1 protein-coding gene is annotated in these 23,991 nt (G+C 66.2%); it reads right to left on the reverse strand.

Annotation, left to right across the window (positions count from 1 at the left end; all coding sequences use genetic code 11):
* Window positions 1–17: 17 nt before the first annotated feature.
* Window positions 18–23,843 (reverse strand): non-ribosomal peptide synthase/polyketide synthase, encoded by a 23,826-nt coding sequence (locus MYK68_RS17125; RefSeq protein WP_247864953.1) that lies wholly within the window; start codon window positions 23,841–23,843, stop codon window positions 18–20.
* Window positions 23,844–23,991: the final 148 nt, after the last annotated feature.

The following is a 23,991-nucleotide window of genomic DNA, read 5'->3' on the forward strand; positions in this document are numbered from 1 at the left end:
CATTGATCAACGCGCACTCACGCCGATCCAAAGTCCACCACTCTAAGGGACGCTGTCATCCAGCCTGCTCCTGGAGCTGAAGTCAGCACGGCGAAAGCCAGATCTAGCTGCGCAGCGACCAGCGGGGAATCTACCCCCGAGATGGACAGGCCGACAATATCGGCCTCAGCCTGCTGGACCGACGCACCAGGATCGAACGACAACATCACCTGCGCCAGCGGCGCGAATGCCTCACTGCGCACCGGATCGAGAGCGTCAACGACCACCTCGAACGGGACCTCAGCGTGCGCGAAGCCTGCGAGATCAACTCGGCTGACCACGTCTACCAACGTATCGAAGGGCATCCCCATATCGATCTGCGTGCGCAGAACGAGGGTATTGACGAACATGCCGATCAGGTGATCCAGCGCTGTATCTCCACGCCCTGCTACCGGGATCGCCACCGCGATGTCATTCGTCGCCGTCAAGCGGGCAAGCAGAACGCTCAGGGATGCGTGAACAACCATGAATGGCGTTACGCCGCGCTGGCGAGCCAGTGCGCTGACTCTGTCCGCCACGTCCGCGGGGATCGTGAACCTGAACTCCGCGCCGCGATGCGAGGCAACGGCCGGCCGCGGACGGTCGGTCGGCAATTCCAAGACGTCGGGCACGCCGGCGAGTTGATCACGCCAGTATCGGAGTTGGCTGGCCACTACCGAGGCCGGGTCCTCCGCCGAACCGAGCACCCGATGCTGCCAGATCGCGAAATCTGCGAACTGCACCGGAAGCGGAGCCAAGTCCGGAGCCTCACCCGCGGCACGCGCAGCATACGAGGCCACCAAATCCGTGACGAATGGCAAACGCGATTCGCCATCGGCAGCGATGTGATGCATGACGACGGCGAGTACGTACGCGTTCTCACCGGCCGGCCACAGCCGAATGCGCAGCGGCCAATCGGTGGTGACGTCGAACCCGGATCGACATGCTTCGTCCAGCAGCTCCATCGAATCGACGACGGCCCAGTCGACGCGGTCATCGATCTCTGCGATGGCCCCGACCTGTTGGAAGGGCACTCCGTCGATCTCGGGGAACGACGTGCGCAACACCTCGTGTCGCTTGACGACATCGACGACCGCGGCGCGCAGCGCCGATACGTCAAGCTCACCGCTGATCCGCAGCACCGCCGGAATGTTGTATGTCGGCAGCGACGGATCGAAGCGGTTGATGAACCACATACGCTGCTGCGCGAACGACAGCGGAATCATGTCCGGCCGCGGTATCACCGCCGTCACCGGCGGGAGGGCAGCAGCTCGGTCTGCTACCGCGGCGACCAGTTGCCGCACGGACGGTGCTTCGAAGACGTCTCGCACCGATACCTGCACACCCAGCGCCTCAGACACTCGCGATACCAGGCGCATGGCCGCCAGCGAGTTGCCGCCGGCGTCGAAGAACGATTCGTCCACCGACACCCGGTCCACACCCAACAGACCGGCGAACACCGCCGCCACCGTCTCCTCAGCAGCGGTCTCGGGAGCCACGTACTCGACGGCGACCGACTCCGGGGCGGGAAGCGACCGGCGATCGACCTTGCCTGCTGTATTGAGCGGCATCTCCGCCAATGCCACCCACACGGTGGGCACCATATACTTCGGCAGCTGCTTGACTAAGTGTCGAGCGATCACATCGGTATCAAGAGTCGCCGGTGCGACGTAACCGACGAGGTGATCGCCGGCCGAACCCTCGACTACCCGGGCTGCCGCATGTACGACACCCTCAACGGCAGCAATTGCCGATTCGACCTCCCCCAATTCCAGACGCTGACCACGCAACTTAACCTGGAAGTCGGTGCGGCCCAGATACTCCAGATCAACGGACTGCGCGCTGCGGCGCACCAGATCACCGGTCCGGTACAACCGCGCACCCCGCTCCCCGAACGGATCGGCGACAAAACGCTCCGCCGTCAGATCCGCACGAGATGCGTAACCACGCGCGGACTGCACACCCCCCAGATACAGTTCGCCCGCCACTCCGTCAGGTACCGGATGCAGACGGCCGTCGAGAACCAGGGCCGTCGTATTGGCCATCGGGCGACCGATCGGCACCACCTCGCCGACCTGATCGAGTACCGCCGACATCGTGTACACGGCAGCCTCAGTCGGACCGAACAAGTTGACCAACTCGGCCTGCGGGATCCGGCGCCGGGAAGCCTTTGCCACCGCCGGCGGCAACGCCTCCCCTCCCGAGAACAACACCTGCAGGTCCGGCAACAACGGCTCATCAGCGACCACGTCCAGGAACGCCGCCAGCATCGACGGCACGAACTGCACCACCGACACACCCGACTGAGTCATGACCTCCGCCAGATACGACGGATCACGCTCACCGTCGGCCTCAGCGACGACCATCGTCTGCCCAGCCACCAACGGCCAGAACAACTCCAGCACCGACGCATCAAAGGTATGCGGCGTCTTGAACAACAAACGCTGCTCACCTGCAGGTATGAGCTCGCCGAACCATGCCACGAAATTGCGTACCGCTCCGTGTGTCACGGTCACGCCCTTGGGCACACCCGTCGAACCCGACGTAAACAGCGTATACGCCGCATCCTGCGGCCGAAGCGTAGTCAGGCGGTCGTCGGGATCGAGAACGGGCGCATTCGCCATCGGGATAGCGGCGTCGACCTCGACGACCGGCACACCCAATCCCATCACGAAATCTGGCTGCGGGGCCCGCGCACGGACAAGCACCGCGTCCACTCCGGCGATCGCCGCCATGTACTCAGCCCGGTCCGCTGGCGCATCGACCGCGATGGGGACGTACTGTCCGCCTGCGGCAATCACCGCGTGCACGGCCAGCACCAGCTCGACGCTGCGGTCCATCACCACACCCACGGCCGATCCCGGTTGCACTCCCATGGCGATCAACTGGCGAGCGACGGCGCCGACCCGCCCACCGAATTCACGGTAAGAAATGTGTCTCGGTCCGGAGATGAGGGCGAGAGCCTCCGGCACCCGGGTCGCCACCGCGGTCACCGCGTCGGCGATCGTCTCAGCCCGAACCGGCGACAACGGCCCCGCGGATTCGGCGAGTACCGTCTCCTGCTCGGTCTCGTCAAGCCAGGCGGTGTCGCCCACGGGCGTATCGGGGGCGGCGACCAGACTGCCGAGTAGCCGGACGAAGCGCTCGCCGAACAGATTGATCGACGAGCGATCGAACAGCGCCGTCGCAAAGGTCAGCACACCCGTCCAACTCGCATCGGTATTCGTCGACACCGTGAGATTCAAGTCCATCTGAGCTGGCGCGCCGACCTCACCGAAAGGCTCGACGGTGAAGTCCGCGAACTGCACCGCAGCGTCGGGTCCGGCAACCGGGTCAACGGACAGGATCACCTGGACGAGCGGTGAGAAAGCCTCGCTGCGAACCGGGTCGAGTGCATCGACGATTGATTCGAAGGGGACCTCTGCATGCGCAAATGCTTCGATGTCGGCGGCGCGAGTACGCTCCATCAACCTGGTGAAGCTCTCGCTCGGATCCACCGCGGTGCGGAGCGCCAAGGTGTTGACGAACATACCGACCAGGGCACCCAGATCACGCGGTCCGCGTCCGTCGATAGGCGTGCCGATGACGATGTCGCGGGAACTGGACAGACGCGCGAGCAGCACCGCGAACACCGCATGGAGAACCATGAACCTGGATGCGCCCGTCCGGGACGCGAACGCGTCGACGCCGCGCGCAACCTCGGCCGGAATCTCAAAGCTGAGTCGCTCGCCCGTCGGCGAGAACACCGGCGGGCGCGGCCGGTCGGTCGGGAGGCTGATCACGTCCGGAACTCCCGCCAGCGTCCGCGTCCAGTAACCCAGTTGCTGGCCGATCAGCGACGACGTATCCGTGGGCGAGCCGAGCACTCGGTGCTGCCACAACGCATAGTCCGCGTACTGAACCGGCAACGGCGTCCACTCCGGAGAAGTGCGCAGGCTCCGTGCCAGGTACGCCGTCATCAGATCCGCGACCATCGGGCCATACGATTGCCCGTCGAAGGCGATGTGGTGCACGACGACCGCCAGTACCACTGCATCATCGCCTTCCACCAGGAAACGCACCCGGATGGGCATTTCGCGGGTGACCTCGAATCCACGGCCGAGGTCGGCAAACAGCTGCGCCGCGGAGGCAACACTTCGCATGTCGATCCGGGTGCTGGCATCACCGGCGGCGAGCACCACCTGGTGCGGCACACCGCCATGCTCGGGGAAGATCGTCCGCAGCACCTCGTGACGGGACACCACATCGATCACGGCCTGCCGCAGGGCACCGACGTCGACCGCACCGCGGAGCCGGAACACCCCTGGAATGTTGTATGTCGCCGCAGACGGATCCAGACGATTGATGAACCACATCCGCTGTTGCGCATACGAGAGCGGCACGCTGTCGGGCCGCGGAACAACGCTCGTCACCGGCGGAAGTGCGCCGCCGCGCCCCCTGGCGACAATGGTCAGCTGACGGACCGACGGGGCCGCGAAGATGTCGGCAATGGACAGATCGATATCCAGCGCCTTGCCCGCCCGTGCGACCAGCCGCATCGCGCTCAGTGAGTTACCGCCCGCATCGAAGAACGACTCGGTAACACCGACCCGCTCCACCCCGAGAACATCAGCAAACACACCAGCAAGTACCTCTTCGGCCTCACCGTCGGGTGCCACGTACTCGGTCACGGTCGACAACAAATCCGGTGCAGGCAACGCCCGACGATCCAACTTGCCCGCACTGTTAAGCGCCACCTCATCGAGCAACATCCACACACTCGGACGCATATACTCCGGCAACACGGCCGCCACATGCCCCTTGACAGCGTCCAGATCCACCGACACCGGCGACACATAACCGACCAAGAACTCGCCACCAGCGGGCGCCACAGCCACAGTCGCCGCCGCATGCACCACACCCGGTGCACCGGCAATCACCGCCTCAACCTCACCCAACTCGATGCGCTGACCACGCAACTTCACCTGAAAGTCCACACGACCCAAATACTCGATATCCCCACCCGACAAACGCTTCACCAAATCACCAGTGCGATACAACCGGGCCCCCGGCACCGCAGAACACGGATCAGCAACAAAACGCTCCGCCGTCAACCCCGACTGACCGGCATAACCCCGCGCCACCTGCACCCCACCCAAATACAACTCACCCGGCACCCCATCGGGCACCAAACGCAAACGCTCATCAAGCACCAACATCGACGTATTCGCCACCGGCTTGCCGATCGTCACCAACTCCGGCGCACCCGACACATCAGCCCAACCCACCTCGACCGCAGCCTCAGTCGGACCGAACAGATTATGAATCCCCGCCCGCGGCCACACCGCATGCGCCGCAGCCACCGTCGCCGGAGCAAGAGCCTCACCCGAAGCGAACACCCACCGCAACGACGTCAACCCCACCAGCCGATCACGATCGACCACATCCAAAAACACCGACAACATCGACGGCACGAAATGCACACTCGTCGCCTCAGTCTCAGCAACCAGATCCGCGATATACCCCGGATCCCGATGCCCACCCGGCCGAGCAACCACCACCGTCGCACCCGACATCACCGGCCCATACAACTCCGGCACCGACACATCAAACGTGTACGGCGTCTTCAACACCACCCGATCACCAACAGACCACGGGAATGCATCCAAACCCCACCACAAACGGTTCAACACCGCCGACTGCGACACCGTCACACCCTTCGGCACACCCGTCGACCCCGACGTAAACAACGTGTACAACGCCGACTCCGGACGCACCGGCGCCAACCGATCCACATCGGTCACCGGAGCAACCGACAGATCAACCTCACCCGACGCATCGACCTCGAGCACCAGAACACCAGACACACCGGCAACAGGCTCCGGCATCACACCAGCAGCCACCAGAACCATCCGCGCACCAGCGGTCTCCAACATCACCCGCGCACGATCAACCGGTGCCTCAACATCGATCGGCACGTATTGGCCACCAGCAGCAGTGATCGCGTGAATCGCCACCACCAACTCCACACTGCGATCGATGCACACACCCACCGCCACATCCGGACCCACACCCGCAGCAATCAACTCCCGCGCCAACACGCCGACCCGCGCACCGAACTCACGGTACGAAACCTCACGACCCTCAAACACCACAGCCGCAACACCAGGGACAGCAGCCACCCGCGCCGCAACCACATCCGCCACCGAACCCGCCGGAACCTCAACCACCGGACCCGACGAAACAGCCAACGCCGCAGCCTTCTCCACCGGCGCCAAAACGGCCACATCACCAACAGCCATCCCCGGATCAGCCGTCAACTCACCCAACACCGCGACGAACCGATCACCCAACCACACGGCCGTCGACTCATCGAACAAATCCGTGGCATACACGATCGACCCCGACCAGTCCTGACCCGATCTCGCCGACGACACATTGAACGTCAGATCCACCTGCGCAGGCACCACCGGCGCCGGCAACGGCTGCGCCGTGATACCGGCGATCTCCAGTTCAGCCTGCGCCACCGACGCCGCCGCATCAAACGACAACATCACCTGCGCCAACGGCGCAAACGCCTCACTACGCACCGGATCCAGAGCCTCGACCACCGACTCGAACGGCACATCCGCATGAGCCAACGCCGCAAGATCAAAAGCCCGCACCTCAGCGAGCACATCACTAAAAGACTCCGACGAATCAACCCGGGCACGCAGCACCAACGTGTTGACGAACATACCCACCAACGCATCCAGCTCAGCCTGACCACGACCAGCAGTCGGCGTCGCCACCGCAATATCCTGCGTCGCAGACAACCGCGCCAACAACACCACCAACGCCGCATGCACCACCATGAACGGCGTCGCACCAGAGGCCCGGCTCACCTCGGCGACCCGAGCAGCGACGTCGGCCGGAATCGAGAAGCCGACACTCGCGCCCGCGTACGACGCCACGGCCGGCCTCGACCGGTCTGCCGGTAGCTCCAGCACATCCGGGATACCCGTCAAGGTGTCCCGCCAGAACGCCAGCTGGCGACCCAGCACCGAATCTGGATCGTCAGGCGCACCCAGCACCTCATGCTGCCAAATGGCGAAGTCGGCGAACTGCACCGGCAATGGCGCAAACTCCGGGACCTGACCGGCACTCCGGGCCGAGTAAGCCGCCAGCACGTCGCTCATCAACGGCAACATCGACTCACCGTCAACGCCGATATGGTGAGCCACCATCGCGAAAAGGAAGCCTTCGTGTTCAGGGTGTATCACGACCCGGATCGGCCACTGCGTGGCCACATCGAATCCTGCGGCCACTGCTGCGCGGAACTCCGCCGCCGAGGGCGCGTCGATCCACGGGAGCTCCGCATCGACACCAGCTTCCGACGCGATCAACTGGCACGGCACGCCGTCAACATCGGGGAAGCTCGTCCGCAGCACCTCGTGTCGGCGAATCACGTCGGCGACAGCGGTCCGCAAAGCGTTCACGTCGAGTTCGCCGGTGATCCTCAGCACCGCGGGGATGTTGTACGTCGGCGATGACGGGTCGAACCTGTTGATGAACCAGATCCGCTGCTGTGCGAACGAGAGCGGCACCAGTTCCGGACGCGGCACCACCGCGGTCACTGGCGGCAAGGCGGGAGCCTGGCCAGCGGCCACGACAGCAAGTTCACGGACCGACGGCGCATCGAAAAGGTCCCGGATCGACAACTCGACGCCCAGAGCTTCACCGGCCCGGGCAACCACCCGCATCGCACTCAGCGAGTTGCCGCCGGCGTCGAAGAACGATTCGGTGACACTGACCTGATCGGCACCGAGCACCTCGGCGAACACGGCGGCCACGGCGCGCTCGGTCTCCGACTCCGCTGCCACATGGTCGCCGGTACCGTCGAACACCGGCGAGGGCAGCGCCTTACGGTCCAGCTTTCCGTTCGCAGTCAACGGCAGCCGATCCACCACCATCACCAGATCCGGCACCATGTACCGCGGAACTCGCGCCCCCGCGTCCGCGCGCACCATCTGAGCGTCCAGCATGATGCCGTGATCAGCGACGACATAGCCGATCAGGAGATCGCCCCTGGCCGTATCGGCGACCACCGAGGCCGCCGCGCCGGTCACCCCGTCGGCGGACAGCAGCGCAGCCTCGACCTCCCCATACTCGATACGGAATCCGCGCAACTGCACCTGGCCGTCGGCACGACCCATGTACTCGATGTCCTCGCCGACCCAGCGCGCCAGGTCACCGGTACGGTACAGACGTGAGCCGTCCACCGCGAACGGATTCGCTACGAAGCGCGTCGACGAGAGCGCCGGTCGGTCCAGATAGCCCTGCGCCAGCTGCGCACCGGCCACATACATCTCTCCGACCACCCCGGCGGGAACCTGCCGCATCCGGTCATCAAGAATTCGAATCGCCAGCGAACTCAACGCACGACCGATGAACGACGGATCATCCGCCGACACCGCGGACCGATCGATCGGCCGGAAGCTGACATGCACCGTCGTCTCGGTGATGCCGTACATGTTCACCAGTTGCGCGGGGTCGTCAGGGTTCTCACTGAACCAGCGGCGCACCTGATCGAACCCGAGTTCCTCACCACCGAATACGACATAGCGCAACGCCAGATCGACGTCCGGACGGCGTCGGCGTGCGTCGATGAGCTGATAGAACGCCGACGGCGTCAGATTCAGGAACGACACCCGCTCGTCCTCGAGCACGCTCAGGAAGGCATCGAAATCACGCGCCAGTTCCCTATCGACCACCAGCAGCCGAGCACCGGACAACAGCGGTCCCCACAGTTCCCACACCGAGAAGTCGAAGGCGTAGGAGTGGAACATCGTCCAAACGTCATCCGTACGGAAGTCGAAGTCGGCAGTCGCGGCGCTCATCAGCGCGCGCACATCAGCGTGCGTGATCTCGACGCCCTTGGGGAGCCCCGTCGAACCCGACGTGTAGATCACATACGCCCGGGATGCCGGCGACACCGTCACCGCGGTGAAACCGGCACGATTGCCCTCGGTCACCAGTGCATCGGCATCCAGAACCCGCACCGCGCCACCGACACCGGACCACAGATCATGGCCCTGCGTGGACGCATCGGCGAGGATCACCGACACCCCCGCGTCGGCGATGATGAAGTGCAATCGGCCCACCGGGTTGGTGGTGTCCAGCGGTAGATACGCCGCGCCCGCCTTCAACACACCGACGATCGACGCCACCAGATTCACCGACCGCGCCGTAGCCAGACCCACCAGATCCCCAGGCCGCACACCGGCAGCGACCAGTCCGGCAGCCACCGCATCCGACGCCGCGTCGAGCTCGGCGTAGGAGAGCGACCCACCGCCGGCGGATACCGCCACCGACGCACCGTGCTCCCGCACCGATCCGGCGAAAGCCTCCACCAACGAACGCCCCGCCGCAGCGGGCACCACCGGCGCTGGCAGCCGAGCCAACCGCGCGCGCTCGGCGTCATTCAGCAGGTCGACGCCGCCGATCGGCAGCGTCGGATCAGCAGTGAGCGCATCCAGCGCCGACACCAGCAGTGTCGCGAACTGCTCGATCGTAGCCTCGTCGAACAGATCGGTCGCGTAGCGCAGCACGCCGTGCCATTCACGGCCGGCTTCGATGCCGACTCCGATGTGCAGGTCGTACTGCGTCGGCAGTTCCTCAGAGGTGATCGGCTCCACCCGCAGGTCACCGAGATCGACGGCCGGGGTTTCGACTCCCCCGCCCTGGTTCACCGTCAGCACCACCTGTGCCAGCGGCTGGAATGCCTCGCTGCGCACCGGATTCACCGCCTCGACCACCGACTCGAACGGTGCGTCGGCATGTGCGAATGCGTCCAGATCGACGGTGCGGACCACGTCCAAGAAGTCGGTGAACGGCAATCCAGAGCGCGTCTTGGTCCGCAGCACCAGCGTGTTGACGAACATGCCCACCAGCGGATCGAGCACCGCATCACCGCGGCCGGCGATCGGCGTCGCCACACTGACGTCGTCCGTCGTGCCCAGCCGCGCGAGGAGCGCCGCCAGCCCGGCATGGAGCACCATGAACGGCGTCACGCCGTGCTCGCGCGCCAGCGTCAACACCCGCTCACCGACTTCTTCTGGGATGCCGAACTCCAGCTGCTTGCCGCGACCGCTCGCCACAGCCGGCCGAGACCGGTCGGACGGCAGCTCCAGCACGTCCGGCGCCCCAGCGAGCTGACCTCGCCAGTACTCGAGTTGACGCCCGACTACCGATTCGGGGTCGGACTGAGAACCCAGCACCTCGTGCTGCCAGATCGCGAAATCGGCGAACTGGATCGTCAGCGCCGGATAGTCCGGCGCGTGGCCTGCGGCTCGCGCGGTATAGGCCGCAAGCAGATCACTGACCAGCGGGATCCGCGATTCGCCGTCGAAGGCGATGTGATGCGTCACCAAGGCGACCACGAACTCGCCTGGAACCGACTCCCACACCCTCGCCCGGAGCGGCCATTCGCGCGCCAAGTCGAAACCGGTCGCCACGGCGGACTCGATCTCCGCCTGCGACGACACCACTGCCCAATCGAGGCGGCCGGGAACTGAAGCCGCCTCACCGATCTCCTGGTACGCGACACCGCTGTCGGACGGGAACGTCGTCCGCAGCACTTCGTGCCGCACGACGACATCGACGATCGCTGCGCGCAGCGCGGCGACGTCGAGTTCGCCGCTCACCCTCAGCACGGTCGGCTGGTTGTAACCGGCGGACGCCGGATCAAGCCGATTGATGAACCACAACCGCTGCTGCGCAAACGAGAGCGGAATCCGATCCGGCCGCGGCACGACCGCGGTGACCGGCGACAACGCCGCACCCTTACCTGCCGAGACTGCCGCAAGGTCACGTACCGACGGAGCTTCGAATAGATCCCGGATCGATAGCTCCACACCAAGTGCGTTCCCGGCCCGGGCCACCACCCGCATCGCGCTCAGCGAGTTGCCGCCGATATCGAAGAACGACTCCGTCACGCTGACTCGCTCCACACCCAGCACCTCAGCGAACACCGCAGCGAGCGCCACTTCAGCCTCACCGACAGGTGCGATGTACTCGGTCTCCGTGCCAGTCAGGTCTGGCGCAGGCAACGCACGACGATCCAGCTTGCCAGCCGAGTTCAGCGTCACCTCGTCGAGCAGCATCCACACGCTTGGCCGCATGTACTCCGGCAGCGCGCCGGACACATGAGTCTTCAGCGCCTCGAGGTCGACCGATGCGGGCGACACATACCCGACCAGGAACTCGCCACCGGCCGGTGCCGTCGCAACCGTCGCCGCAGCATGAACCACACCCTGCCCGCCGGCGACCACCGACTCGATCTCACCGAGCTCGATCCGCTGCCCCCGCAGCTTCACCTGGAAGTCGGTACGTCCGAGGTACTCGAGCGATCCATCGGCCAAGCGCCGGACCAGATCGCCGGTGCGGTACAAACGGGCACCATGGACGACGGGAGGAACCGGCGCAACCGGTGCAGTCGACGCAACGGGAGCTAGCGGCGCGAGGGGCGCCAACGGCGCCAGGGGAGGAAGAGGAGCAGCCGGTGTGGCTGGACCTGCCGGAACCGCCGACGCGACAGGAGGGACCGGAGGCGCTGGCGGAACCGTAGGCACTGGCGGGACGGGTGGTACCGACAGGACCGTTGCGACCGGTGCCACGAACGGGTCTGCAACAAAGCGTTCCGCAGTCAATCCTGGCCGACCGGCGTATCCGCGCGCGATTTGCACTCCACCCAAGTACAACTCACCCGGAACCCCGTCCGGAACCAGCTCCATTCGGTCGTCGAGGACGAGCATGGACGTGTTCGCGACCGGCGTACCGATCGTCACCAACGCCGGAGCATCCGAAACATCGGCCCAGCCCACCTCGACCGCAGCCTCGGTCGGACCGAACAGATTATGGATCTCCACACTCGGCCACACCTCGCGCGCGGCCGCCACCGTCGCGGGGGCAAGAGCCTCACCAGATGCGAACAACCACTTCAACGAAGTCAGCGACCGTAACCGATCTCGATCGACCACATCCAGGAACACCGATAGCATCGACGGAACAAAATGCACACTCGTCGCGTGAGTCTCGGCAATCAGATCCGCGATGTACCCCGGATCCCGGTGCCCATCCGGACTCGCGACGACCGTCGTCGCACCCGACATCACCGGGCCATACAACTCCGGAACCGACACATCGAAGGTGTACGGCGTCTTCAGAATCACCCGATCCCCAGCAGACCACGGGAATGCATCCAGTCCCCACCGCAGACGGTTCAGCACCGACGCGTGCGACACCGTCACGCCCTTCGGCACACCCGTCGACCCCGAGGTGAACAACGTATACAAAGCATTCGCGCCGCGCACCGGAGCCAACCGATCCGCATCGGTCACCGGCGAAACCGACAGATCCACCTCACCCGAGGCGTCGACTTCGACCACCCGCACACCAGACAGACCCGACACCGGTTCTGGCACCACACCGGCAGCCACCAATACGATGTCACCGGCCGCAGTCTCCAGCATCACTCGCGCACGCTCGGCCGGCGTATCCATATCAACCGGCACATACTGTCCACCGGCAGCGGTCACCGCATGAATCGCGATAAGCAGTTCCACACTTCGATCGATACACACACCGACCGCCACATCCGGACCCACACCGGCAGCGATCAATTCACGCGCCAATGTCGCCACCCGGGCACCGAACTCGGCGTACGAAACCTCACGCCCCTCGAACAGCAACGCCGGAGCATCCGGCGTCAAATCCACCTGCGCCGAAACCGCATCCGAAACCGAGACTGCGGCAACCTCCGCTCCACCCCGAGCCTGCCGAATGGTCACCGGCCCGGTCCCCGCCGCTAGCGCCGCAGCACGCTCATCACCGATCAGCACCGGCACATCACCCACCGCAACAGCCGGATCAGCAGTCAACGCATCAAGCAACACCACGAAGCGATCAGCAAACACCCGCGCCGACGACACATCGAACAAATCCTCGGCATATACCAAAGAGCCGACCCACGGTCCATCCACGGACGCGGATACCAAAACACCGAGATCCACCTGGGCCGGTACTTTGTCGGAGGACATCACCTCGAACTCGAGGCCAGCGAGCACTGTCTCGGCGTCGGCTGCCGGGACCACCGAGTTGAACGAGAACATCACCTGCGCGAGTGGGGCGAACGCCTCGCTGCGCACTGGGTCAACGGCGTCCACGACAGCTTCAAACGGAACGTCCGCATGAGCGAATGCGTCCGCATCCGTCTCTCGAACCAGCTTCAGCAGATTCTCGAAACTCAGACCTGACTCAACTCGGGTCCGCAACACTAGCGTGTTCACGAACATCCCGACGAGGCTGTCGAGTTCTGCTTGACCCCGGCCGGCGACCGGTGTCGCGATCGCGATGTCCTCCGTCGCTGACAACCTCGCCAGCAACGCACTCAGGGCCGCGTGAACCACCATGAACGGCGTCATCCCGAACTGTTTGGCGAGGTCTCCGATACGGTCAGAGACGTCAGCCCGAATCTGGAACTGGATCATTGCACCGCGGTGACTTGCCCGCGCCGGGCGCGTTCGATCACCTGGCAACTCCAGCACGTCAGGAAGACCCTCGAGCTGATCAGCCCAGTACTCGAGCTGCCTCCCGACTACCGATTCTGCGTCGTCTGGCGAACCCAAGGCCGTGTGTTGCCAGATCGCATAGTCGGCGAATTGCACCGGCAGTGACTCGAATTCGGGGATTCGCCCGTCGACCCGAGCCGCAAAGGCGGTGAGCAGATCTGCGATCATTGGCAATCGCGATTCGCCGTCGAAGGCGACGTGGTGCGTCACGATCGCGATAACGTGTTCCTCGGCAGAGCCAGTCCACACCCGAACCCGAATCGGCCACTCCCGCACCAGATCGAAGCCTGCCATTACCTCCGCCTGGAGGTCATCAAGTGAAGGTGAGTTCGCCCAATCAAGCGCAGCGGCGACAGACGCGGCGCTACCGATCGACTGGAACGGCGTACCATCCACTTCCGGGAATGATGTCCGGAGCACTTCGTGCCGTACCACCAGGTCGACCAACGCAGCCCGCAAAGCCGCAAGATCGAGTGCTCCGGTGACCTTCAAAACGGTCGGCTGATTGTAGACCGGCGACGCCGGATCGAGGCGGTTGATGAACCACATCCGCTGCTGCGCGAACGACAACGGAATCCGCTCCGGACGCGGCACCACCGCCGTCACCGGCGGCAGCGCTGCGGCGTGATCAACGGATGTCGCAACGAGGTCACGCACCGTTGGCGCGTCGAATACATCTCTCACCGACACCCGGACGCCCAGCGCTTCCGAGACTCGGGCGACCAAACGCATCGCACTGAGCGAATTGCCGCCCGCATCGAAGAATGACTTCGTCACGGACACTCGGTCCACGCCCAGCACATTCGCAAACACCTCGGCGACCCGGGCTTCACTCGCCCCTGCCGGAGCCTCGTACTCGGTCGTTGTGATGAAGTCCGGAGCCGGCAGTGACCTCCGATCGACCTTTCCAGCCGAGTTGAGTTCGATCCGGTCGACGAGACCCCATCCGGTGGGCACCATATACTCGGGCAACGACCTGCCGATGGCACGCTTAATCTCATCGATGTCCGCCGTGGCCGGAGCGACGTAGGCGACCAGGTTCTCCCGGCCATCGGGGTCGGTGTCAACGAACGCCTTGGCATGAGTTACACCGGGCGAGTTCGCTAGCGCTGCCTCGATCTCGCCCAGCTCGATCCGCAGGCCCCGCAACTTGATCTGGAAATCGGTGCGGCCGAGGAATTCCAATTCCCCACTGTAGTTCCATCGCACCAAATCACCGGTTCGGTATAGGCGTGAGCCCGTGGCATCAAACGGACTGGCGATGAAGCGGGTCGCCGTCAGGCCCGCCATAGCCGCATACCCCCTGCCCACCGGTACGCCGCCGATGTACAACTCGCCCGGGACACCCATCGGCACCAGCTGCAGGCGGTCGTCGAGGACGTACAGTTCCGCTCCCGGAATAGGAGTACCGATCGGCACGGTGAGGTGATCGCTCTCAGACATCCGGTGGCGAGACACCGTCGCAGAAGTCTCAGTCGGTCCGTACGCATTCACGACTCCCACGCCTGCGCGCAGGAACGGCAAGAGGACGGCGGGCTGAGCCGCCTCGCCACCCACGACGATCAGCCGAAGTGTGTGAAGTACGTGATGGGTGTCCGCTTCGACGATCACGCCGAGAGCCGAAGGCGCGACGTTCATGGCCGTCGGCGAACGGTCAGCGATGGCGGCAACGATCTGGCTAGGGTCGAACACCGCGTCGGCGAGGTGCACTGCGGCGCCCGACGACAGCGGAGCCCAGATGTTCCTCTGCGTAAGATCGAAACTGGGAGACGAGGCCACGAACATGCTGTCGCTCTCGGAAAACCCGAGCTCGCTCCGGTACCAGCGCACAGTGTTCTCGACGCCGTCCATTGCAACCATGGTCGGCTTCGGTCTGCCCGTCGAGCCCGACGTGGTAATCACGTAGCCCAGGCGCGACCCAAGCCCCTTCGAAACCGGAGACCACCCAGCGATCACGTCGACGACCTCGTCATCGATCGCGACCACCGGTACCGTTCCGACCGCTGCTGCCCAACCATCACCGTCAGCCCAGCCCGGACGCGTGACGACGGCGACGACCGAGGCATCCTCAAGCAGCGCTTCCAGTCGTCCGACCGGACCCTGCGGGTCCACCGGCGCATAGGCTGCGCCCACTCTCCAGACGGCAAGCATCGCCGCGACCCAGTGCACCGACCGATCAAGGACCAGAGCGACGACGTCATCAACACCTATCCCTGATGCGACGAGACGTACTGCAAGCGCATCCGCACGGCCGATCAGTTCGCGATAGGTGTACGCCGCACTGCTGTCCGTTACTGCAACCGAATCCGGAGTCGCCAGAGCGCAAGCGTCGATCATCTCGACGATCGACCGGCCATCGGCCGGCAGCGCCGGCGTCGTGGACGCTGCCAGCAGTGCGGCACGCTCACGATCCCCGGTCAGTGCAACGCTCCCAACTGCCTTCGTCGTGACTTCGGTCAACCCGCCGAGTAGCCGGACGAACCGTTCAGCAAGGTCCTGAACGACCGACTCATCGAACAGATCTGTCCGATACGTGACCGAAGCTGCCCAATCCTGGCCTGCCGCACCCGACGCTACGGAAAAGGACAGATCCATGCGCGCCGGGACCACCGGAGGAGCGATTGGCTCGGCAGACAATCCAGCAACAGCGACATCGGTCTTTGCCAGGGAAGCCGCCGCATCGAAGGACAAGAGGACCTGCGCGAGCGGCGAGAACGCCTCGCTGCGAACCGGATCCAGAGCATCGACTACCGACTCGAACGGAACGTCAGCGTGAACGAAGGCTTTCAGATCGACTTCCCGGACTTGCTCGAGAAATTCCGCGAATGTCGTCGACGAGTCTACCGGGATACGCAGTACCAGCGTATTCACGAACATGCCCACCAGATGGTCGAGAACCTCCGAACCGCGGCCTGCGGTCGGAGTCGCAATCACGATGTCATTCGTCGCTGAAAGGCGAGCCAACAACACCGCCAAGCCCGCGTGCACCACCATGAACGGAGTCACTCCCGCGTCCCGAGTAAGCGCGACTATCTGCTCAGTAGTCGACGCTGGGATCGTGAAGTGGACCAGCGCACCGTCGCGTGAAGCTACGACGGGGCGCGGCCGCGATGCAGGTAATTCTAGAACGTCGGGAATGCCGGCGAGGTGGTCGCGCCAGTAGGCCAGTTGACGCCCGATAACTGAATCCGGCTGATCCGGAGAACCCAGCACCGCGTGCTGCCACAACGCATAGTCCGCAAACTGCACCGGTAACGGGGCAAACACCGGCACCTCACCGGCCGCCCGCGCAACATACGCGGTCAGCACATCGGTGACCAACGGCAGCATCGACTCACCATCAGCACCGATATGGTGCGCCACCACCGCAAACAGAATCGCGCCTTCTTGACGGCAGATCACCGCACGAATCGGCCACGCCACCGCCAGATCGAAACCTGCCGCTACCGCCGCCTCGAACGCCTCCACCGAATCGACGTCACGCCACGCCAGGTCTGCTTCTACCGACGACTCGGGAGCGATCAGCTGAACCGGGACGCCATCGACATCGGGGAAACTCGTCCGCAACACCTCGTGCCGACGCACCACATCAGCCACCGACGCCCGCAACGCCTCTACATTCACCTCACCGGACAGTCGCAACACCGCCGGCATGTTGTACGTCGGCGCCTCCGGTTCCAAACGATTGATAAACCACATCCGCTGCTGCGCAAACGACAACGGAATCATCTCCGGACGCGGCACCACCGCCCTCACCGGCGGCAACGCCGGCGCCCGATCAACCACTGCCGCCACAAGCTCGCGCACAGACGGCGCATCGAACACATCCCGCACCGAGAACTCGACTCCGAGCACATCCCCGGCCCGCGCCGCAAGCCGCATCGCCGACAGCGAGTTACCGCCCATATCGAAGAACGACGCGGCTACGCTCACCCGTTCAACACCCAGAATATCGGCGAACACGACCGCCACCGCAGACTCTGCCTCACCGGACGGCGCGACGTGCTCGGCTTCCAGCACCCCGAATTCCGGCGCCGGCAACAACCTGCGGTCGATCTTGCCTGCTGTATTCAAGGCGATATCGTCAACGACCATCCACACCGAGGGCACCATGTACCCCGGTAGCGCCGCCACCGCCGACGCCTTCACCGCCTCCAAATCCAGGGTCTCCCCCGGACCGGCACACACATACCCGACCAAATGCTCGCCGCCGTCCGGGGAAGGCGCGACGGTCACCGCCGTCAACACCACACCCGGTGCAGCCGCCAAGACCGCCTCGATCTCGCCCAGCTCGATCCGCTGTCCCCGCAGCTTCACCTGGAAGTCCGTCCGGCCCAGATACTCGATCTCCGCGGACGTGTTCCAGCGGACCAGATCTCCGGTCCGGTACAGGCGGGAGCCCGCCGCGCCGTACGGGTCGGCGACAAAGCGCTCGGCCGTCAGGGCGGCTTGCGCCGCGTAGTCACGAGCCACCTGGACGCCGCCGAGATACAGCTCTCCCGGCACGCCCGGTGGCAACAGCCGCAGGCGCTCGTCGAGAACCAGCATCGACGAGTTCCACACCGGCTGACCGATCGTGACGACGTCGGGCGCCGCCGAGACGTCCGACCAGCCGATCTCGACCGCGGCCTCCGTGGGACCGAACAGATTGTGGATACCCACGTGTGGCCACACCTCGTGCACCGCCGCGACCGTCGCCGGCGGCAGCGCCTCGCCGGACGCGAACAGCCACTTCAGCGAGGTCAAGTCAGCGAGCCGCTCCCGTCCCACCACGTCGAGGAACACCGCGAGCATCGACGGCACGAAGTGAACGCTCGTCGCCTGCGCATCCGCGATCAGGTCCGCGATGTAGCCGGGATCACGGTGCCCGTCCGGCTTCGCGACCACGACGGTCGCGCCGCTGAGGAGGGGACCGAACAGCTCCGGAATCGACACGTCGAATGTGTAGGGCGTCTTCAGGATCACCCGGTCGCCGACGGTCCAGCCGAACTTCGCGAGGCCCCACCGCAGGCGGTTCAGCACCGCTCGGTGCGAGACCGTCACGCCCTTCGGCACGCCCGTCGACCCGGAGGTGAACAACGTGTACAGCGCGTTCGACGGCCGCAGCGGCGCGATCCGGTCGGCATCGCCGACGGGCCGGGCGCCCGGCACGACTCCCTCGTGGGCGCCGGCGCCGAGCACGGTCACCGACTCGTCGAGGCCCGCCACCGCGGCCGGGATCGCCGCATGCGAGTCGACCAGCACCACGCGGACGTCCGCGGTCTTCACCACCGAGGCGACGCGGTCGGCGGGCGCGTCGGTCCCGATGGGTACGTACTGCCCGCCGGCCCGCACGATCGCGTGAATCGCGACGACGAGTTCCACGCCGCGGTCCAGGCAGATGCCGACGGCGTGATCGGGACCGACGCCGTGTTCGATCAATCGGCGGGCCTCGGCGTCGACCCATGCATCGAACTCGGCGTAGGTGACCTCTCGATCGCCGTACCGGATCGCGGTCGCTTCGGGCGAGCGGCGGGCCTGCGCCGCGACCGCGTCCGCGACGGTCTCGTCAGCGACGTCGACGACCTCGCCGGTCGACATCGCGAGGATGCGGTCGGCGGCTCGGGTGCCGGCGAGGAGGGGAATGCCCCCGACCGGGAGGTCGGGCTCCGCGACGACGGTCTCGAGCACCGTCCGGAGGATCGATCCGAACACCGCGATCTGCTCGTCGGGGAAGGCGGCCGGGAGGTACTTGAGGAGCAGGACGATGCCGTCGGCGGTGGGGGCCGCCGCCAGGTTCAGCGGATAGTGGGTGGCGTCGCCGATTCGGGCATCGAGGATGGCCGGCCCGGCGCCCTCGGACGAAAGCTCGGTGCCGGTCAGGCTGTCGCGGTCGACGGGGTAGGACTCGTACACCGTCAGCGTGTCGAAGAGGGCCGGGAGACCGGTCAGCGCGGTCAGTTCCGGCAGACCGAGATGCTGATGCTCCAGCACACCCACCTTGCGCGCCTGGGTCGCGTCGAGCGCCTGCCCGACCGTCAGCGCCGGATCGACGTCGACGACCGCAGGGAGGGTGTTGATGAAGAGCCCGACCATGGACTCCACTCCGTCGAGGTCGGCGGGGCGCCCCGACACGGTCTCGGCGAAGCTGACGACCTGGTTGCCGGTGAGCCGCGAGAGCAGCACCGCCCAGGCGAACTGCAACACGGTCGGCACGGTGATTCCGCGGTCCCGCGCGAGCGACTCGATGCGGCCGGTCAGTTCCGCGCCCAACGAGACGCTCAGGTCTCGCGGCACGGGGTCGGCATCCGGGATCAGGGAGGTCGCCACCATGGTCGACTCGGTGACCGGGGCGAGCACTTCTCGCCACGCGGCCAGGCCGGCTGCGTGATCCTGGGCGGCGAGCCACCGCGCGTAGTCGGCGAAGTCGAGCGCGCCGTCGCTCATCTGACCGGTATACGTGCCGCCGGTCGCATAGAGGGCGAGCAGGTCGGCCAGGACCAGCGGACCGGACCAGCCGTCGAGCAGGATGTGATGATTGGTGACCACCACGTCGGCGCCGCCGGGATGGGCCACCACCACGATGCGCATGAGCGGCGGGCGAGTGAGGTCGAACGGTGTCACCTTCTCCTCGCGCGCGATACGGTCCACCTCGGCGCGCACCGTCGCAGGATCGGTGACGGACAGTCGCACCAGCCGCCACGGCATGGTCGCGCTCCGCGGAACTACAGTGACCACCGCGCCGGACTCGGCGCGAACGAAAGCCGACCGCAGACTCCGGTGCTGCTCGAGGAGCTTCTCGACCGCGCCGCGGAGCCGGTCGGTGTCGATGTCGCCACCGAGGCTGAGGATGGTCTGCGCGACGTAGACGTCCAGCTCTTCGCCGCCGGCGAGCTCAGACTGGAAGTGCAGACCCCGCTGCAGCGGGGTCAACGGCCAGAGGTCGGCTCCCGGGTAATCCTGAGCGAGAGCGTCGAGGTCTGCCTGCGTCAGCCCGGCGCCGGGGACGTCCGACGGGGACAGGCCGATCCGCCCCCGATCCGCGGCGCCGACCGCGGCGTCGATCTCCGCGGTCCACCGTGCCGCGATGTCGCGGACGTGATCGGTCGGGATCACCGCCTCGGGGAAGCGGATGCCGGCCACGATCGTCGGTCCGTCGTCGCCGGCGACAGTGCTGGCGTTGATCGCCAGCACCCCGGTCTCGATCATCCCCCCGGCACCGCCGGGCAGGGCGGGGCCGGCGGCGGGCAACAGCAGGTCGCCGGTGGCCGCAGACTCGTCCGCGGACGCCCCTCGCCCGCCCAGGTAGTTGAAGGCCACCGAGGGCAGCGGACGGCGGCTGAGTTCGGTGTCCGAACCGTACCGGAGGAGACCGAAGCCGATTCCGTGGTGCGGTTGGGCGAGGCGGGCTTCCTTGGCCGCCTTCACGGCGTGGACGATGTCGCCGGCCGGGTCGATCAGGATCGGCGCGATGGTCGTGAACCAGCCGACAGTCCGGGACAGGTCGCTGCGCCGCGGGTCCCGACCGGCTTCGAGCACGTCCTCGTAGCGGCCGTGTCCCTCATTCATCACCGTGATCGGCGCGGTATCGTCGATCCCGGTGTCGTGCTGCCAGGACCGGACCGCCCGGGCCAGCGCGCCGAGCAGCACGTCGGTCAGCGTGCCGCCGAAAGCCGACGGCACATCGGTGAGCAGCCGTTCGGTGAGGCGCGCGGGAATGTGATGCGCCAGCGAGGTGGACTCCCCGATCAGAGTGTTGCGGACCGGCTCCACGCTGAACCGGGTCGGCTGCTCCGGGGACTGCCGCAGCCAGTAGTCCAGCTCACCCGCGTGGTCCTCGCGCCGGGCGGCCAGCGCGGCGAACCACGCGCGCTCCGAGGTGGCCTCCGCCCGCAGCGCGACGGGCTCGCCCGCGGCGATCTGGGCGGCGGCCGTCGCGAGGTCTTCGATGAGTATCGGCCACGACACGGCGTCGACTGCCAGGTGATGGACCACCAGCACGAGCCGCCGGGCACCGTCGCGAAAGCGCACCAGTTCCGCCTCGACCACTCGGGCCGCCGCGGGATCGAGGCGGCCCCTCGCCCGCGCGTGCGAGTCGAGGATCTCGGCGTCGTACGCGGGTGAATCGGACGTATCGGCGGCATCGCGCTCGGTCAACGCGCGGCCGGCGTCGAACGATTCGCCCGCTGCCAGCGTCCATCGGTCGTTGGTACGGCTCAGCCGGGCAGCGAGCATCGGGTGTGCGGCGACAACCACGGCGAGCACCTCGCGCAGCTGGGCGGTGTCCAGACCCGGGGGCACCGACAGCAGGCTCGACTGGTTGAAGTCAGCGAATCCGGCGGGCTCGGCCGCCGAGTCGATCATCCACTCGACGATCGGCGGGAGTACCAATTCACCGACTCCGCCGCCGCTCGGCTCCTCCAGCGTCGGCACGGCGTCGGCTGCCGAATCCACCGCGCGGACGATCTCGCGCACCGTCTTGTACTGGAAGATGTCTCGGGGCGACACCGGGAGCCCGGCCGCCTTGGCCGCGGACGACACCTGAATGGACATGATCGAATCGCCGCCGAGCGCGAAGAACGACTCGGTGACCCCGAGCTGCTCCACCCCGAGCAGGCCGCCGATGATGGCGGCCAGCGTGCGTTCGCCGTCGGTCTCGGGCGCGACATAGGCCGCCCGCGCGGCCCCCGCCTCGGGGTTGGGCAGTGCGGTCCGGTCGAGCTTGCCCGCCGGGGTCAGCGGAATCTCATCGATGGCGAAGAGTTGCGACGGGACCATATGCGCGGCCAGCCGGTCTGCGGCCGCTGCGGCGACCGCGTCGACATCGACCGACTCCCCCGGCCTCGCGACCAGGTACGCGACCAGCTGGGTGTGCTTGCGACCGCCCTGCTCCACGTCATGTCCGACGACGACGGCCTGCGCGACGCCGGACTGTTCCTCGAGTACGGATTCGATCTCACCGAGTTCGACTCGCTGACCGTTGATCTTGACCTGATGATCGGCCCGGCCGGCGAACTCCAGGTCGCCCTTGACCACACGAACCAGGTCGCCGGTGGCATACATACGGTCGCCCGGGGCGCCGAAGGGGTCCGCGACGAAGCTGGTCGCGGTCAGTGCCGCGCGGCCGAGGTAGCCTCGCGCCAGTCCCGCGGCTGACAGATAGAGTTCGCCCACCACACCGGTCGGCACCTCATGCAGACGCGGATCGAGCACGTATGCGCGGAATCCGATGACGGCCCGGCCGATGGTGATCGGCTTGCGCGGCATCATGCGCGCGCGCGTCGCCCAGACCGTCGTCTCCGACGGACCGTAGAAGTTCCAGAGACGGCGTCCCCGCGCCGCCCACCGCTCGACGAGTTCCGGTGGGCACGCCTCACCGGCGGTCGCGAGGTTCCGCACCGACTCACCCCGCTCTGGGGCCAGTGTGGCCAGCACCGACGGCGTGATCACGAGGTCGGTCACCTCGTCGCGTTCGAGCACGGCGTCGAGCGCGGGCCCGGCGTAGTCGGCGTGCGGTGCGATGACGAGGGTGTGCCCGGCCGTGATCGCCCAGGCCATCTCGAAGAACGACGCATCGAAGCTCGGAGATGCCACGTGCAACACCCGGGTGTCGGGGTCGTCCTCGCGGGCTCCGGTGACCTTGCGGTAGTTCGCGACGAGGTCGGCGATCCCTGCGTTCGACACCCCTACACCCTTGGGACGCCCCGTCGAACCGGACGTGTAGATCAGATAGGCCAGGCTCGCCAGCCGCACCGAACCAGTGCGCTCGACATCCGCGATCGGCGCACCGGAGTCGGCTTCGGCCTCCAGCGCGGCCGCCTCGATCCAGGTGCAGCGGGTGTCGCCGAGGCGCTCGCGCGTATCCGCCAGGGTGATCCCGAACTCGACCGCCGAGTCGTCGAGCATGTGGGCGATGCGCTCGTCCGGATAGTCGGGGTCGATCGACAGGTAGGCGGCACCGGACTTGACGACGCCCCACACCGCGATCACCGAGTCGATCGACCGCTCCATACCCACCGCGACGACGTCGTCGGGCCGGACGCCGCGGGCGAGCAATGCCCGCGCGATCCGGTTGGTGCGGGCCTCGAACTCGCCGTAGGAGACCTCGACACCGTCGCAGATCAGTGCGGGATGGTCCTCGTCGAGATCCCGGGTGGCGAGGAAGTCGAGCAGCGTTCCCGCTTCGACGCTCCTCCCGTGGATCGTACGGCCTCGCGAGGTACCTTCTTCAAACACTAATTTCCCTTCGTGCGGCACCGCGCCACTGACCTAATCGCCGCGCGATCACCGAGTGTTACCTCGCCGAACGCGTCTCCACGCAGCGCTCACGGACTCCCAACGCAACCATCAACGATACTGTGGCGCACGGGGCACAGGCAGTCAGTCGAACGGAGGCTTCACCTGT

It is taken from the genome of Gordonia sp. PP30 (genome assembly GCF_023100845.1).
GTDB lineage: Bacteria > Actinomycetota > Actinomycetes > Mycobacteriales > Mycobacteriaceae > Gordonia.